Source organism: Acidiphilium sp. 20-67-58 (assembly GCF_002255515.1).
Lineage (GTDB): Bacteria > Pseudomonadota > Alphaproteobacteria > Acetobacterales > Acetobacteraceae > Acidiphilium.
Genome location: NZ_NCAS01000003.1, coordinates 54,343 through 68,658, shown reverse-complemented (window position 1 = coordinate 68,658; position 14,316 = coordinate 54,343). Strand labels below are relative to the sequence as shown.

The window sequence follows — 14,316 nt, the reverse complement described above, 5'->3', positions numbered from 1 at the left end:
GCCTGGGCCGTGTCCGACTTCATGACATCCCGATAGACCGAAAAGCTTAAGGAATGCTTTCAGCCGACGGCGAATTTGCTCTCGATGTTACCCCGCGTTGCATGCGCGTAGGGGCAGACGATTTCCGCCTTGCGCACCAGGTCTTCCGCCGCCGCGCGGTCCATGCCGGGGATGGTGACGGTGAGATGGGCGGTGATGCCGAAGCCGGTGCCGTCGTCGCGCGGGCCGATGCCGACCTCGGCATGCACCGCAGCGTCCTCGGGGATCTTCACCTTTTCCTGGCCGGCGACGTATTTCAGCGCGCCGAGAAAGCAGGCGGAATAGCCGAGCGCGAAGAGCTGCTCGGGGTTGGTGCCGACACCGCCATCGCCGCCGAGTTCCTTCGGCGTGCTCAGATCGACCTTGAGGCGGCCGTCGCTGGTCTCGGCATGGCCGGTGCGCCCGCCGGTGGCGTGGCCGCGCGCGTGATAAAGGGGGTTCATCGGTGGTTCCTCCGTGTTGTCGTTGACAGGCTCATGAGATCATGACGGCGGGCGATCCTGCAAGGGCATCGCGGCGCGGGCATGGCCGAGCGGGCCGTGGCCGCTGCCGTAACCGGGGGACGCGCGCAGGGCGGCGGCGAGAAACGCCTCGGCGGCGGCGATCGCCTCGGCCAGTCCCAGCCCGCGGGCGAGGCCGCAGGCGATGGCACTCGCCAGCGTGCAGCCGGTGCCGTGGGTGTGGCGCGTTGCGATGCGCTGATGGGTGAAGACGGTCATCCCCTCCGCGGTGAACAGGCGATCGACCAGTGTGTCCTCCTCGAAATGGCCGCCCTTGAGCAGCACCGCCCGCGCGCCCATGCCGAGCAGCGCGGCGCCGGCGCGCAGCGCGTCCGCCGCCGTGTCCACCGCGCCTCCGGTGAGCGCCGCCGCCTCGTCGCGATTGGGGGTGATCAGCGTGGCGCGCGGCAGCAGGTGGTCGCGGATGATTGCGAGCGCGCCCGCGCCGGCCAGCGCGGTGCCGCTGGTCGAGGCGAGGACGGGGTCGAGCACCAGCGGGGCGGCGGGGGCGGCGGCCGAGATCGCCCGGGCGACCTCCTCGGCCGTCCCGGCGCTGCCGAGCATGCCGAGCTTGATCGCATCGACGCCGAGATCGGCCACCACCATGCGGATGGCGCGGCCGACGAGATCGGGCGGGACCGGGGCGATGGCGGCGATGCCGGCGGTGTCCTGCGCGGTGACGGCGGTGATCGCGGTCATCGCGTAGCCGCCCAGGGCGGTTATGGTCTTGACGTCGGCCTCGATGCCGGCGCCGCCGCCGCTGTCCGACCCGCCGATGGCGAGGACGCGGAACCAGCCCATTGCCGCGCTCAGCGCGCCGATTCCGCCTCGATCACGGCGCAAAGCTCGTCGACCACGGCGGCGACGAGATCCTCGTCCTCGCCCTCGGCCATCACCCGGATCAGCGGCTCGGTGCCGGAGGCGCGCAGCAGCAGGCGACCGCTGCCGGCGAGCCGCGCCTCCGCCGCCGTTGCCGCCGCCGTGACCACGGGCGAGAGCAATGGCGAGGCGCCGCTGTAGCGGACATTGCGCAGCAATTGCGGCAATGGCGTGAAGAGGCGGCAGACCTCGCTCGCCGGCCGTCCCTCGCGCACCAGCACCGCCAGCACCTGGAGGGCGGCGATCAGCCCGTCGCCGGTGGTGGCGAAATCGGCGAGGATGACATGGCCGGACTGCTCGCCGCCGAGATTGAGCCCGTGCGCGCGCATGGTTTCGGCGACGTAGCGGTCGCCGACCGGGGTGCGGTGCAGGGCGAGGCCGAGGCCGGCGAGGTAGCGCTCCAGCCCGAGATTGGACATCACGGTGGCGACGATGCCGGCGCCGGACAGTCTGCCATCGGCCTGGAAGGCGCGGGCGATCAGCGCCAGCACCTGGTCGCCATCGATGATGCGGCCGCGCTCGTCGGCGAGGATCACGCGGTCGGCATCGCCATCGAGGGCGACGCCGATATCGGCGCGGTGGCGCACCACCGCCGCCGAGAGGGCGGAGGGGACGGTCGAGCCGCATTCGTGGTTGATGTTGAACCCGTCCGGGCTGACGCCGAGGGGGATGACCTCGGCGCCGAGTTCCCACAGCGCCGCCGGGGCGACCTTGTAGGCGGCGCCATTGGCGCAGTCGAGCACGACGCGCAGCCCGTCGAGCCGGAGGCCGCGCGGCAGGCTCGATTTCGCGGATTCGACGTAGCGGCCGGCGGCATCGACCAGCCGCGTGGCGCGGCCCAGCGCCGAGGCGGCGGCGAGGCGGCCGGCGAGATCCTGCTCCATCAGCGCCTCGATCTCGGCCTCCACCACGTCGGACAGCTTGGCGCCGTCCGGGCCGAACAGCTTGATGCCGTTATCCTCGAACGGGTTGTGCGAGGCGGAGATGACGACGCCGAGATCGGCGCGCAGGCTGCGGGTGAGCATGGCGATGGCGGGGGTGGGCAGCGGGCCGGCCAGCGTCACGTCCATCCCGGCGCCGATGAAGCCGGCGGTCAGCGCCGGTTCGAGCATGTAGCCGGACAGGCGGGTGTCCTTGCCGATGATGACGCGGTGGCGGTGATCGCCGCGGGTGAAGCGCAGACCGGCGGCCTGGCCGAGGCGCAGCGCGATTTCGGCTGTCATCGGCGCGGTGTTGGCGCGGCCGCGAATACCGTCGGTGCCGAACAGGCGGCGTTTGGGGCGGGGCGGGATCTGGTTCATCGCGGATCGAAACCTTGCTGGCGCCGGGCGGGCGCGGGGCGGAGCGGCGGGCGCAGTATCCCAAGAGACGCGCCCGCGGTCCAGTCAGGACGCGGCAAGGGCCTGCCAGACGCGCAGCGCCTGCACCGTGCCGGGGACATCATGGACGCGGAGGATCGCCGCCCCCTGCCCCGCAGCGAACAGGGCGGCGGCGATGGAGCCGGGGTCGCGGCGGGCGGGGTCGGGCTCGCCGGCCAGCTCGCCGATGAAGCGCTTGCGCGAGACGCCGGCCAGGACCGGGTGGCCGAGCGCGCGGAACGCCGGCAGGGCGCGCAGCAGCGCCACGTTCTGCGCGCCCTGCTTGGCGAAGCCGAAGCCGGGATCGAGCGCGATGGCGGCCGGCGCGATGCCGGCTTCGAGGGCGGCGTCGCGGGTGGCGGCAAGCTCGGCCACGACATCGGCGAGGAGATCGGCGTAGACCGCCTGCGCGTTCATCGTCGCCGGGGTGCCGCGCATGTGCATCAGGATCACCGGGCAGCCGGCGGCGGCGACCAGCCCGGCGGCTTCGGGATCGTGGCGCAGGCCGGAGACGTCGTTGACGATGCGCGCTCCGGCTTCGAGGGCGGCGCGCATGGTGGCGGCGTTGCGGGTATCGACCGAGACCACCGCGCCATCGCCCGCGAGCGCGCGGATGACCGGGACAACGCGGGCGATTTCAGCCTCGGGCGGCACCGCGGCGGCGCCGGGGCGGGTGCTTTCGCCGCCGACATCGAGGATCGCCGCACCGGCCGCACGCATGGCCCGCCCAGCCTCGATCAGGGTAGCGGGATCGGGATCGGCGCCGCCGCCGGAGAAACTGTCCGGCGTGACGTTGATGATGCCCATGACGAGCGGGTTGGCGAGGCTGAGCCCGGCCCAGCGCGGCGATGGTTCAGTGGTGTCGGTCATCCGCGCCGGATAGAGCATCGCCCGGCCGGGGGGAAGCATCCGGTCGGGCGGCGCACCTGCGCGGCGGCGGGCTCAGCCGAGGCCGGGGATGGTCAGCGTGTGGTGATGCTGCTTGCCGTCCAGCGTCTGCTGCGCCGCCTGGAGCGCCTGGGCGGGGCCGATGCCCTGCAGCATACCGGACGTGCCGGCCTGGGTGGCCTGCAGCCCGGCGAGGGTGGCCTGCAGCGCGGCGCCGAAGCCGGGATGGCTGGTGGAGGCGACGCCGCCGGCATAGGCGACGGGCGGGGCGGCGGCGGCGAGATTGCGGATGATCATGTGCGTGACCCTTTCACTGCCGGGCGGGGGAAGCGCGGTTTTGGCGCCTGTACCCCGTTCGGACCGATGATAACTTTGCATGAAGCGTGCCAGAGGCTGCGCGCCGGCGGGCGGCGGGCGCAGGCAGCGAAGGCAGGCGGCATGGGCGGCGGACGGCAGGGCGGCAGATTTTGCCGTGCCGGCAGATATTGCCGGGCAGGAAGTTCCGGCCATATCCGCTTGATGCCCCGGTTTCCCAGCTCGACCGACCTGCTCGACCGCATCGTGCCGCGCTTCGGCACCATCAGCCTCGGCGGAATCGCCTATGGCGAGGGGCCGCGCCACCGTCTCGACATCCATCGTCCGGCCGGTCCGGTCGTGCGGAAGCTGCCGGTGGTGGTGTTTTTCTATGGCGGGTCGTGGCAGAGCGGCGCGCGGGGCGAATACGCCTTTGTCGGCCGGGCGCTGGCGCGGCTCGGCCTGGTGGTGGCGATCCCGGATTACCGGCTTTATCCGGAGGTGCGCTATCCGGATTTCATCGACGACGCCGCACGGGCGACCGCCTTCGTGCGGCGGAATGCCGGGCAGTTCGGCGGCGACGGGCGGGCGGTGTTCGTCGCTGGCCATTCCGCCGGGGCCTATCTCGCGATGATGCTCGCCCTGAAGGGGGACTATCTCGCCGCTGCGGGGGAGGATGAAGCCGCACTCGCCGGCGCCATCGGGCTCGCCGGGCCCTATGATTTCCTGCCGATGACCGGGCCGGTCTATCGCCGGATCTTCGACCGCTTCGCCGACGATCCGGTCTGCCAGCCGATCAGCCACGCGAGCGCCGCCGCCCCGCCATCGCTGCTGATCACCGGCGCGCGGGATCGCCTCGTCGCGCCGGCCAACACGGCTGCCCTCGCCGCCCGGCTGCGGCAGGAGGGCGCGGTGGTGGATACGCGGGTTTACGAACGGGTCTCGCATGTGAATCTGCTGCTCGCGGTGCTGCCGAGCTTCGGGCTGCTGCCGCCGGTCTGGCGGGAGATCGCCGCGTTCATCGGCCGCACCGCGCCGCAGCCGGGCGATGCGCGGGACGATGGCGGGCGGACGGCCGATATGGCGGGGCGGCAGCATCCGGGCTAGAGCACGTTCCGATCCGATGATTCCATCTGATCGGATGATGCTCTAAGCTTCGATCATGAACGACACCTCATCGGTCCTGTATATCGGCAGCCGCCGCTATTCCTCGTGGTCGCTGCGCGGGTGGCTGGCGGTGCGGCTCGCCGGGCTCGCGGTGGAGGAGCGGGTGATCCCGCTGGCGGGCGGGCATACGCCAGCGGTCAAGGCGGCGTCGCCCTCGGGGATGGTGCCGTTCCTCGAACACGAGGGCGCGCGGGTCTGGGACAGTCTCGCCATCGTCGAGTATTGCGCCGAGATCGCGCCGCAGCTCTGGCCGGCGGCGCGCATCGCCCGCGCCCATGCCCGCGCCATCACCGCCGAGATGCATTCCGGCTTCCGCGAACTCCGCCTCGCCATGCCGATGAATTGCACGCGCAGGCTGGACCCCGCCGAGCCGGCGGCGGCGGTGCGCGCCGATCTCGACCGGATCGAGGCGATCTGGGCGGAGACGCGCGCACGCTTCGGCGCCGGCGGGCCGTTCCTGTTCGGCGCGGCGATGACGGCGGCGGATGCGATGTATGCGCCGGTGGTCTCGCGGCTGCTGACCTACCGGCCGGAGGTCTCGGCCGCGACCGCGGCCTATATCGCCGCGGTGCGGGCGCATGAGCTGGTCGATGCCTGGTATCGCGCCGCCGCCGCCGAGCCCGAGGCGTGGAAGATCGCCCGGTTCGAGGCGTGATCCCACCGCTCGGCGCCGTATCGGCGGGCGGGGATGGCGGCGGGGGCGAGACGATCGAGGCGGTGGCCGCAGCCGCGCGGGCCTGCACGGTCTGCGCCGCATCGCTGCCGCTCGGCCCGCGCCCGGTGTTCCGCATCTCGGCCACGGCGCGGGTGCTGATCGTCGGGCAGGCGCCGGGGACGAAGGTTCACGCGAGCGGGATTCCCTGGAACGATCCCTCGGGCGACCGGCTGCGCGACTGGCTCGGCATCGACCGGGAGGCGTTCTACGACGAGAGCCGGATCGCGATCGTGCCGATGGGGCTGTGCTACCCGGGACGGCTTCCGCGCGGCGGCGACGCCCCGCCCCGGCCGGAATGCGGCAGGCTCTGGCAGGCGCGGCTGCGCGCGGCGATGCCGGCGATCCGCCTCACGCTGCTGGTCGGCAGCCACGCGATTCTCTATCATCTCGGCAAGGGGTCGATGGAGGAGCGGGTGCGCGGCTTCGCGGCGCATCTGCCCGCGCGGTTTGCGCTGCCGCATCCCTCCTGGCGGACACGGGCCTGGGCGGCGCGGCGGCCCTGGTTCGAGACCGAGGTGATCCCTGCCCTGCGCGACGCTTTCGCCGCCGCCCTCTCACCGCAAGGAGACACGACATGATCCCCCGCCTGACCGATGCCGAACGCGCCGCCCTTGTCGACCTGTTGCCGGAATGGACGCTGGCGAAGGAGCGCGACGCGATCGAGCGGCGCTTCACCTTCGCCAATTTCTCGGAGGCCTTCGCCTTCATGACGCGGGTGGCACTGCTGGCCGAGGCGCATGACCATCACCCGGAATGGTCGAATGTCTATAACCGGGTGACGATCCTGCTCTCGACCCATGACGCGGGCGGGCTTTCGGCGCGCGATATCCGCCTCGCCGAGGCGATCGACCGGCTGGCCTGACCCAAGCCGGCTTTTCTGGCGCGGCGCCCTCCCCTATCGTCGCGCCGCCAACAGGGGGATAGCCGATGCGCAACGACAGGATCGACGACGTTCTCGCCCATATCGACGCGGAGCTGGACAGCGCGCGCGGGCGCTGGTTCGAGCTGCTGCGGATCCCCTCGATCAGCGCGCAGGGACTGACCGAGGCCTCGCCGCACCGGGCGGATTGCCTGCGCGCCGCGTCGCACATGCGCGACCTGCTCGCGGGGATGGGTTTCGCGGCGCACCTGTCGGCGACCAGGGGCCTGCCCGGGGTGATCGCGACGCATCACCACGCCGGGCCGGAGGCGCCGACCGTGCTGTATTACGGGCATTACGACGTGCAGCCCGCCGATCCGCTGGAATTGTGGGAGAGCGATCCGTTCGCGCCGGTGCTGGTCGATCATCCGGAAGGGGCGCGCGTGGTCGCCCGCGGGGCGGTGGACGACAAGGGCCAGGTGATGATGGTGCTGGAGGCGGTGCGCGCCTGGCTCGACGTGACGGGCGGCCTGCCGGTGAACCTCACCGTGCTGCTGGAGGGCGAGGAGGAATGCGGCAGCCCCTCGCTCGCCGCCCTGCTGGAGGCCGAGCGCGACGCGCTGAAGGCGGATTTCGTGCTCGTCGCCGACACCAACATGTGGGACCGGCAGACCCCGGCGATCACCACCAGCCTGCGCGGGCTCGCGGCGGTCGAGGTGCGGATTGCAGGGCCCGATCGCGACCTGCATTCCGGCCTGTTCGGCGGGCCGGCGCTCAACCCGATCCGCGCGCTGACGCGGATTCTGGGCGAGTTGTTCGACGCCGACGGGCGGGTGGCGATTCCGGGCTTCTATGACGGGATTCTCGACATTCCGGCGGATGTGCTCGCCTCGTGGCGGGCGAGCGGGTTCGACGAGGCCGCCTGGCTCGGCGGGGTGGGGCTGCGCCATGCCAGCGGCGAGCGCGGGTTCTCGGCGCTGGAGCAGAACTGGGCGCGGCCGACCGCCGAGATCAACGGGATTTTCGGCGGCTATCAGGGCGAGGGCACCAAGACGGTGATTCCCGCCGAGGCCGGTGCGAAGCTCACCTTCCGCCTGGTGCCGGGGCAGGACCCGGCGAAGGTGGTCGAGGGGTTCAAGGATTTCGTCACCGCGCGGCTGCTGCCGGATGCGACGGCGCGGTTCGAGGTGCACGGCGCCTCGGCCGGGCTGGTGGTGCCGGTGGATCTGCCCTTCGTGCGCGCGGCGCGGGCGGCGCTGGAGCGGGAATTCGGCCGCGCGCCGGTGCTGGCCGGCTGCGGCGCGTCGATCCCCGTGGTCGAGGCGTTCGAGCGGCAGCTCGGGCTCAAGACCCTGCTGGTCGGCTTCGGGCTCGACGATGACCGCATCCACAGCCCGAACGAGAAATTCGAGATGCGCTGCTTTCATCGCGGCATGCGGGCGGAGGCGCGGATGCTCGCCGCCTTCGCCGGCTGAGGCGGTGGCCGGCTTCCTGGAGGCCGCCGGCCTGCGCGGCGCAGCGGGTGGGCCGTTCGACCTCACCCTCGGGCGCGGCGAGGCGGTGGCGATCACCGGGCCGTCCGGCGCGGGCAAATCGGTGCTGCTGCGGATGATCGCGGATCTCGACCCGCATGAGGGGCGGGTGACGCTGGGAGGGGCCGACCGCGCGGCGATGCCGGCACCGTCCTGGCGGCGGCGCGTCGCCTATCTGCCGGCCGAGCCGGGCTGGTGGCACGAGGCGGCCGCCGCCCATTTCCCCGACCGCGCGGCGGCAGCGGAGATGATGCCGCAGCTCGCCCTGGCGCCGGCGCTGCTCGACCAGGCGATCCACCGGCTGTCGACCGGCGAGCGGATGCGCCTCGCGCTGATCCGCACCATCCTGCCCCGGCCCGATGTGCTGCTGCTGGATGAGCCGACCGGCGCGCTCGATCCGAAGGCGACCGGGCTGGTCGAGACGCTGCTGGCGCTGCGGCTCGCCGCCGGCACCGCGATCGTGATGGTGACGCATGACGAGGCGCAGGCGCAGCGGCTCGGCGCGCACCGGATGCATCTCGAAGGCGGGCGGCTGAACCTCGCATGACCCCGATCGATCTCACCCCGGCGGACCTGCTGATCGCCGCCTCGCTCGTGCTGGTCGATGCGCTGGCCTCGGTGCTGCTCGGCCTCAGGCTACACCGGCAGCTGCTGGTCGCGGCGGCGCGCTGCGCGGTGCAGCTGCTGCTGATCGGGTTTCTGCTCCGCTTCGTCTTCGCCGCCGAGGCGCCGCTGCTCACGCTCGGCATCATCCTGCTGATGGTCGCGATCGCGGGGCGCGAGGTCGCGGCGCGGCCGGAGCGGCGGCTCGTGCGCTACGGCAACCAGATCGCCGGGCTGTCGGCCGTGGCGCTGGCCACCTTCATCACCGCGATCTTCGCGCTCGCCACCGCGATCCGCCCGGAACCCTGGTATGCCGCGCGCTATGCCATTCCGCTCGCCGGGATCATGCTCGGCAACGCGCTCAACGCCGCCTCGCTCTCGCTCGACGCGCTGCTCTCGGCGGTGACGCGCGAGCGCGCCGCGATCGAGGCGCAGCTCGCCCTCGGGGCGCGTTTCCGCGACGCGATGCGCCCGCTGATCCGCGAGGCGGTGCGGCGGGGGATGCTGCCGATCGTCAACACCATGTCCGCCGCCGGGCTGGTGACGCTGCCCGGCATCATGACCGGGCAGATCCTGGCCGGGCTGTCGCCGGTTTCGGCGGTGAAATACCAGATCATGCTGATGTTCCTGCTCGCCGGGGCGACCGGCATCGCCGCCGTGGGCGCGGCCTATTTCGCGGCACGGCGGCTGACCGACGAGCGCGAGCGGCTGCGGCTCGACCGGCTGCACTGAGCCCCGGCGGCGAAACCGCCGCACTGACCGGCGCGGCGGTTTCGCCACGCTGAATGGCGCGGCGGTTTCGCCGCACTGACCGGCGCGGCGGTTTCGCCGCACTGAATGGCGCGGCGGTTTCGCCGCACTGAATGGCGCGGCGGTTTCGCCGCACTGAATGGCGCGGCGGTTTCGCCGCGACGCGATCTCCGATAGGACGTCCACATGGACCGCACGACAAACACCACCGCCCTCCCCCTCATTCCGCGCGCCGCATTGTTCGGCAATCCGCGCCGGGCGGGGGCGCAGATCAGCCCCGATGGGGGCACGATCGCCTTTCTCGCGCCGCGCAACGGGGTGCTGAACCTGTTCGTCGCCCCGCGCGGGCGGATCGACGCGGCGCAGCCGCTGACCGACGAGCGGCGGCGCGGCATTCCGGGCTATGCCTGGGCGCATGACGGGCGGCATCTGCTCGTGGTCAAGGACAATGACGGGGACGAGAATTTCCATCTCCACGCCGTCGACCGCGAGACCGGGGCGATGCGCGACCTGACGCCGCACGGGCCGATCCAGGCGAGCATCGTCAAGCTCTCCCGCCGCCATCCCGGCGAGGCGGTGGTCAGCCACAATGCGCGCGACCCGCAATGGCCGGATCTCTACCGGATCGAGATCGCGACCGGGCGGGCGACGATGATCGCGGAAAATCCCGGCCTCGCCGGCTTCGATGTGGACGAGGATTTCGCCCTGCGCCTCGCCGCGCGGCTGGAGGGCGACGGCAGCCAGACGGTGCTGCGCCCGGATGGCGCCGGCGGTTGGTCGCCGTTCATGCGGTTCGCGCCGGAAGACGCGATGACCTCGGGCGTGCTCGGCCTGTTCACCACCGATGGGCGGACGACGCTGATGCTGAGCAGCGCGGGGCGCGATACCGCCGCACTGTTCCGGCTCGACCTTGAGACCGGCGACGCCACGCTGCTTGCCGAGGATGCGCGGGCGGATATCGGCGAGATCATCGTCCGGCTGCACGAGAACACGCCGCTCGCCTATGGGGTGAATTACGAGCGCAACCGCTACGTGGCGCTCGATCCCGCGATCCAGCCGGATCTCGACGCGCTCGACGCCGCCGGGATCGGCGATTGGGGCATCCAGTCGCGCAGCGAGGACGACCGGTTCTGGATCGTCGGCGCCGCCTCGGACACGGCGCCGGGCGTCGCCTGGCTGTATGACCGCGAGAGCCGCCAGCTCGAAAAACTCTACGACACACGCCCCGATCTTGCCGAAGCCACGCTCGCGCCGATGCGCCCGGTGGTGATCGCCGCGCGGGACGGGTTGTCGCTCGTGTCATACCTCACCGTGCCGCCGGATGGGGGGGATGCGCCGCGCCCGCTGGTGCTGCTGGTGCATGGCGGGCCGTGGGCGCGGGATTCCTTCGGGTTCAACCCGTATCACCAATGGCTGGCCAATCGGGGCTATGCCGTGCTGTCGGTCAATTTCCGGGCCTCGACCGGGTTCGGCAAGGCGTTCCTCACGGCCGGCGACCGCGAATGGGGCCGGGCAATGGATGACGACCTGCTCGATGCGGTGGACTGGGCGATCGGCCAGGGCATCGCCGATCCGAGCCGGATCGCCATCATGGGCGGCTCCTATGGCGGCTACGCGACGCTGGCCGCGATGACGCGGAACCCCGAGCGCTACGCCTGCGGGGTGGATATTGTCGGCCCGTCCAATCTCGAGACGCTGCTCGCGACGATTCCGCCCTATTGGGAGGCCGGGCGCAGCATCTTCACCCGCGCGCTCGGCGACCCGGCAACGCCGGAGGGGGCGGCGTTGCTGCGCGAGCGCTCGCCGGTGCACCAGGCGGCGCATCTCGCCCGGCCGCTGCTGATCGGCCAGGGGGCGAACGATCCGCGGGTGAACCAGGCGGAATCCGACCAGATGGTGGCGGCGCTGAAGGCGAAGGGCATCGCGGTGACTTACGTGCTGTTCCCCGACGAGGGGCACGGGTTCGCGCGGCCGGAAAACAGCATCGCCTTCAACGCGATCACCGAGCATTTCCTCGCCGCCCATCTCGGCGGGCGGGCGGAGGCGCTGGCGGCGGACGAGATCGGCCGCTCGACGGCGCAACTCCTCGAAGGGGCGGACATCCTGCGATGAAGGGCATCGTCACCCGCAAGCGCGTCATGATGGCGCTGGAAATCCTGTTCAATTTCCTGCTGCCCTGGACGGTCTATCATTTCAGCAAGCCGCATGTCGGCGAGATCCACGCGATCATGGCCTCGGCGGCGCCGCCGATCGTCTGGAGTCTCGTCGAATTCGCGCGCCACCGGCGGGTGGATGCGATTTCGGTCATGGTGCTGGGCGGCATCGCGCTGTCCCTGGTCGGCTTCGCGCTCGGCGGCTCGCCCAAGCTGCTGCTGATGCGCGAATCGCTGATCACCGGGCTGATCGGCCTCGTGTTCATCGGCTCGGCGCTGATCCGCCGGCCGCTGATCTATGTGCTCGCCAGCGCCAGCCTGAAGCGGCAATCGGCCGAGGACAGCGCGGAATTCGAGGCGCATCGCGACCAGCCGGGATTCCGGCGGGTGATGAGCGTGATGACGATCGTCTGGGGCATCGGGCTGGTGGTGGAAACGGCGGTGCGCAGCGTGCTGGTGTTTTCGCTGCCGGTCGGCCGGTTTCTCATCGTCGGGCCGATCGTCGGCTACGCGACCATCGGGCTGCTCATGCTGTGGACCTTCCTCTATGGCCGCGCCGCCGAGAAGGCCGGGCTGATCGGGGAGTGAGGCGCCACGGCGGAATAATTTATCTTTATTAAAATTTATCTTATTAATTTGTAATGTTTTCGCCAAGTCCCATATACTGACCCGCATGGACGGGCGCTGAAGTGCCAGGACCGTGCGTGAGGGCCGGCAGGGACCGCGATGCGGAACGCGGCGTCCGAACGGCCACTCCGATGGTGGCAAGCCTGCGGCGGGATCCGCCCGCATCGCAGGATGGAGGCGAACACAACATGACGGTCGGTTCCATTCCGCTGACCCTGGCGCGCGTCAGCCAGGTGCACGCGCCGCAGCCCGATCGAGCCGCGCCGATCCCGCTGCGCGCGCTGATCGAGGCGTTTGACTGGGGGGCCACGCCGCTCGGGCCGATCGGCTCGTGGCCGGCGATCCGCCGCCGCCGGATCGAGCTGATCTGCGCCTCGCAGACCGCCATCGCCACCATGTGGGGCAAGGAGGGCGTGCTGATCTACAACGATGCCTGCGCCGCATTGCTCGGGCGGTGGCATCCGCACAGCCTCGGGCGGATGGCGCGCGAGGCGCCGGGCGGGGTGCGGCGGCTCATCCTCGACATTCTGCGCCGGACGCTGGAGGGCGAATGCGTGATCCTGCCGGATCATTGCCTCGTCGCCGACCGCAACGGCAGGCCGGAGCGGGTCTGGCTGGGCCTGTCCTCGGTACCGATCATCGACGGCGCCGGACGGATCGACGGCGCGCATGTCGTGCTGCGCGACACCACGGCGGAGGTGCGCGGGCGCGCGGCGGTGGAGGCGGAGCTGCGGCAGGCGCACAAGATGGACGCCATCGGCCAGATGACCGGCGGAATCTCGCATGATTTCAACAATATCCTGACCGGGATCCTCGGCAATCTCGACATGCTGGCGGCACGGCTGGAGCAGGGTGAGATGGCGGTCGCGCGGTCGTATCTCGAAGGAGCGCGCAGCGCCGCCGCCCGCGCCGCCGGCCTCACCCAGCGCCTGCTCGCCTTCGCGCGGCGGCAGACGCTGGCCCCCGCCGCGATCGACATCCCCGCGCTGATCGAGGACATGCACGAGCTGATCGACCGCATGGCGGGGCCGGCAATCGCGGTGCGGACAATCTGCCCGCCCGATATCCGGCCCGGCTTCTGCGACCGCAACCAGCTGGAAAACGCGCTGCTCAACCTCGCGATCAACGCGCGCGACGCCATGCCGGAGGGCGGGGTGCTGACGCTGGCGGCGGCCAACGCGATGCTCGGCCCGCCGCCACGCGGCCAGCGCCGGGGCGAAGGGGCGTATGTGCGGATCGGCATCGCCGATACCGGCAAAGGCATGACGGAGGCGGTGATGGCGCAGGCCTTCGAGCCGTTCTTCACCACCAAGCCGGCCGGCCAGGGCACCGGGCTCGGCCTGTCGATGGTCTATGGCTTCGTCCAGCAATCGGGCGGGCATGTCGAGATCGCCAGCCGGATCGGCGAGGGCACCACCGTCGACCTGTTCATCCCCTGCCCCGCCGCGGACATGCCGGCCGCACCGGCGACAGAGACGCAGGCCGAGGTGGCCCCGCTCGCCTCACGCCTGCCGGCGGGGCGCGACGTGGTGCTGATCGTCGATGACGAGGACGCGCTGCGGTCGCTGCTGGCCGACATGCTGGGCGAGCAGGGATTTGCCGTGCGGCAGGCGGCGGAGGCCGAATCCGGCCTCGACTGGCTGCGCGCCGATGCGACGATCGGCCTGCTGATCGCCGATATCGGCCTGCCCGGCGCGATGAACGGGCTCGCCCTCGCCGCCAGCGCGCGCGAGATGCGGCCGGATCTGCCGGTGCTGTTCGTCACCGGGCTCGCCGAGGAGGCGGGAGAGGTGGCGGCAGGAGATTCGGTGACAGGGGATGGGGCGGCGCGGACGGCGATGCTGCGCAAGCCATTCACCTTCGAGTGCCTGTGCCGGCAGCTTTTTCTCCTGCTGCACGGCGATGATGACAAACCGCCGATAGGATGAGTGGGCGACGCGCGGCGGCGGTCA

Annotated in this window: 15 protein-coding genes; 10 read left to right on the top strand and 5 right to left on the bottom strand. The window is 71.5% G+C overall.

Annotated features, from left to right (window positions below; all coding sequences use genetic code 11):
- Positions 1–59 precede the first annotated feature (59 nt).
- The 5 genes from B7Z76_RS02330 to B7Z76_RS02310 all read right to left on the bottom strand — a co-directional run bounded on the left by B7Z76_RS02330 (position 60) and on the right by B7Z76_RS02310 (position 3,961).
- Positions 60–482: an organic hydroperoxide resistance protein gene (locus B7Z76_RS02330; RefSeq protein ID WP_174504948.1), complete on the bottom strand. Its 423-nt coding sequence runs from the start codon at positions 480–482 to the stop codon at positions 60–62.
- Positions 483–521: 39 nt separating this feature from the next.
- Positions 522–1,340 carry a bifunctional hydroxymethylpyrimidine kinase/phosphomethylpyrimidine kinase gene (gene thiD / locus B7Z76_RS02325; protein WP_291341956.1) on the bottom strand — a complete coding sequence of 273 codons (819 nt, stop codon included), beginning with the start codon at positions 1,338–1,340 and terminating at the stop codon, positions 522–524.
- A gap of 8 nt (positions 1,341–1,348) precedes the next feature.
- Positions 1,349–2,719: a phosphoglucosamine mutase gene (gene glmM, locus B7Z76_RS02320; RefSeq protein WP_174504531.1), complete on the bottom strand. Its 1,371-nt coding sequence runs from the start codon at positions 2,717–2,719 to the stop codon at positions 1,349–1,351.
- A gap of 84 nt (positions 2,720–2,803) precedes the next feature.
- Positions 2,804–3,646 (bottom strand): dihydropteroate synthase, encoded by an 843-nt coding sequence (gene folP / locus B7Z76_RS02315; RefSeq protein WP_291341888.1) that lies wholly within the window; start codon positions 3,644–3,646, stop codon positions 2,804–2,806.
- Between the two features lie 72 nt (positions 3,647–3,718).
- Positions 3,719–3,961: a hypothetical protein gene (locus B7Z76_RS02310; protein ID WP_174504529.1), complete on the bottom strand. Its 243-nt coding sequence runs from the start codon at positions 3,959–3,961 to the stop codon at positions 3,719–3,721.
- A 222-nt stretch (positions 3,962–4,183) separates the two neighbouring features.
- On the opposite strand from B7Z76_RS02310, the gene B7Z76_RS02305 reads away from it, so the two are divergent.
- From B7Z76_RS02305 to B7Z76_RS02260, 10 genes are all read left to right on the top strand, one after another.
- Positions 4,184–5,065, top strand: a complete 882-nt coding sequence (locus tag B7Z76_RS02305) for an alpha/beta hydrolase (protein WP_291341886.1) — start codon at positions 4,184–4,186, stop codon at positions 5,063–5,065.
- Between the two features lie 55 nt (positions 5,066–5,120).
- Entirely contained in the window at positions 5,121–5,780 is a 660-nt protein-coding gene (locus tag B7Z76_RS02300) for a glutathione S-transferase family protein (protein ID WP_174504528.1), read from the top strand.
- Positions 5,780–6,418: a uracil-DNA glycosylase family protein gene (locus tag B7Z76_RS02295; protein ID WP_174504946.1), complete on the top strand. Its 639-nt coding sequence runs from the start codon at positions 5,780–5,782 to the stop codon at positions 6,416–6,418. The genes B7Z76_RS02300 and B7Z76_RS02295 overlap by 1 nt, the downstream gene beginning before the upstream one ends.
- On the top strand, positions 6,415–6,702 hold the full coding sequence (locus tag B7Z76_RS02290; protein ID WP_174504527.1) for a 4a-hydroxytetrahydrobiopterin dehydratase: 288 nt from the start codon (positions 6,415–6,417) through the stop codon (positions 6,700–6,702). Before B7Z76_RS02295 ends, B7Z76_RS02290 begins: the two co-directional genes overlap by 4 nt.
- Positions 6,703–6,767: 65 nt before the next feature.
- Entirely contained in the window at positions 6,768–8,174 is a 1,407-nt protein-coding gene (locus tag B7Z76_RS02285) for a dipeptidase (protein WP_291341883.1), read from the top strand.
- 4 nt (positions 8,175–8,178) lie between these two features.
- A complete protein-coding gene (locus B7Z76_RS02280) occupies positions 8,179–8,778 on the top strand; it encodes an ATP-binding cassette domain-containing protein (RefSeq protein ID WP_291341881.1) in 600 nt (199 codons plus the stop codon).
- Complete coding sequence (locus B7Z76_RS02275; protein WP_174504524.1) at positions 8,775–9,566, top strand: ABC transporter permease; 792 nt, start codon at positions 8,775–8,777, stop codon at positions 9,564–9,566. Before B7Z76_RS02280 ends, B7Z76_RS02275 begins: the two co-directional genes overlap by 4 nt.
- A 204-nt stretch (positions 9,567–9,770) precedes the next feature.
- On the top strand, positions 9,771–11,696 hold the full coding sequence (locus tag B7Z76_RS02270) for a S9 family peptidase (RefSeq protein ID WP_174504523.1): 1,926 nt from the start codon (positions 9,771–9,773) through the stop codon (positions 11,694–11,696).
- A complete protein-coding gene (locus tag B7Z76_RS02265) occupies positions 11,693–12,325 on the top strand; it encodes a VC0807 family protein (RefSeq protein WP_174504522.1) in 633 nt (210 codons plus the stop codon). The genes B7Z76_RS02270 and B7Z76_RS02265 overlap by 4 nt, the downstream gene beginning before the upstream one ends.
- A 227-nt stretch (positions 12,326–12,552) precedes the next feature.
- Positions 12,553–14,292: an ATP-binding protein gene (locus B7Z76_RS02260; protein WP_291341875.1), complete on the top strand. Its 1,740-nt coding sequence runs from the start codon at positions 12,553–12,555 to the stop codon at positions 14,290–14,292.
- Positions 14,293–14,316: the final 24 nt, after the last annotated feature.

Excerpts from the sequence above, each read along its gene's own strand:
- B7Z76_RS02330 (WP_174504948.1), bottom strand. The coding sequence starts at position 482 with ATGAACCCCCTTTATCACGCGCGCGGCCACGCCACCGGCGGGCGCACC.
- thiD (WP_291341956.1), bottom strand. The coding sequence starts at position 1,340 with ATGGGCTGGTTCCGCGTCCTCGCCATCGGCGGGTCGGACAGCGGCGGC.
- glmM (WP_174504531.1), bottom strand. The coding sequence starts at position 2,719 with ATGAACCAGATCCCGCCCCGCCCCAAACGCCGCCTGTTCGGCACCGAC.
- folP (WP_291341888.1), bottom strand. The coding sequence starts at position 3,646 with ATGACCGACACCACTGAACCATCGCCGCGCTGGGCCGGGCTCAGCCTC.
- B7Z76_RS02310 (WP_174504529.1), bottom strand. The coding sequence starts at position 3,961 with ATGATCATCCGCAATCTCGCCGCCGCCGCCCCGCCCGTCGCCTATGCC.
- B7Z76_RS02305 (WP_291341886.1), top strand. The coding sequence starts at position 4,184 with ATGCCCCGGTTTCCCAGCTCGACCGACCTGCTCGACCGCATCGTGCCG.
- B7Z76_RS02300 (WP_174504528.1), top strand. The coding sequence starts at position 5,121 with ATGAACGACACCTCATCGGTCCTGTATATCGGCAGCCGCCGCTATTCC.
- B7Z76_RS02290 (WP_174504527.1), top strand. The coding sequence starts at position 6,415 with ATGATCCCCCGCCTGACCGATGCCGAACGCGCCGCCCTTGTCGACCTG.
- B7Z76_RS02285 (WP_291341883.1), top strand. The coding sequence starts at position 6,768 with ATGCGCAACGACAGGATCGACGACGTTCTCGCCCATATCGACGCGGAG.
- B7Z76_RS02275 (WP_174504524.1), top strand. The coding sequence starts at position 8,775 with ATGACCCCGATCGATCTCACCCCGGCGGACCTGCTGATCGCCGCCTCG.
- B7Z76_RS02270 (WP_174504523.1), top strand. The coding sequence starts at position 9,771 with ATGGACCGCACGACAAACACCACCGCCCTCCCCCTCATTCCGCGCGCC.
- B7Z76_RS02265 (WP_174504522.1), top strand. The coding sequence starts at position 11,693 with ATGAAGGGCATCGTCACCCGCAAGCGCGTCATGATGGCGCTGGAAATC.
- B7Z76_RS02260 (WP_291341875.1), top strand. The coding sequence starts at position 12,553 with ATGACGGTCGGTTCCATTCCGCTGACCCTGGCGCGCGTCAGCCAGGTG.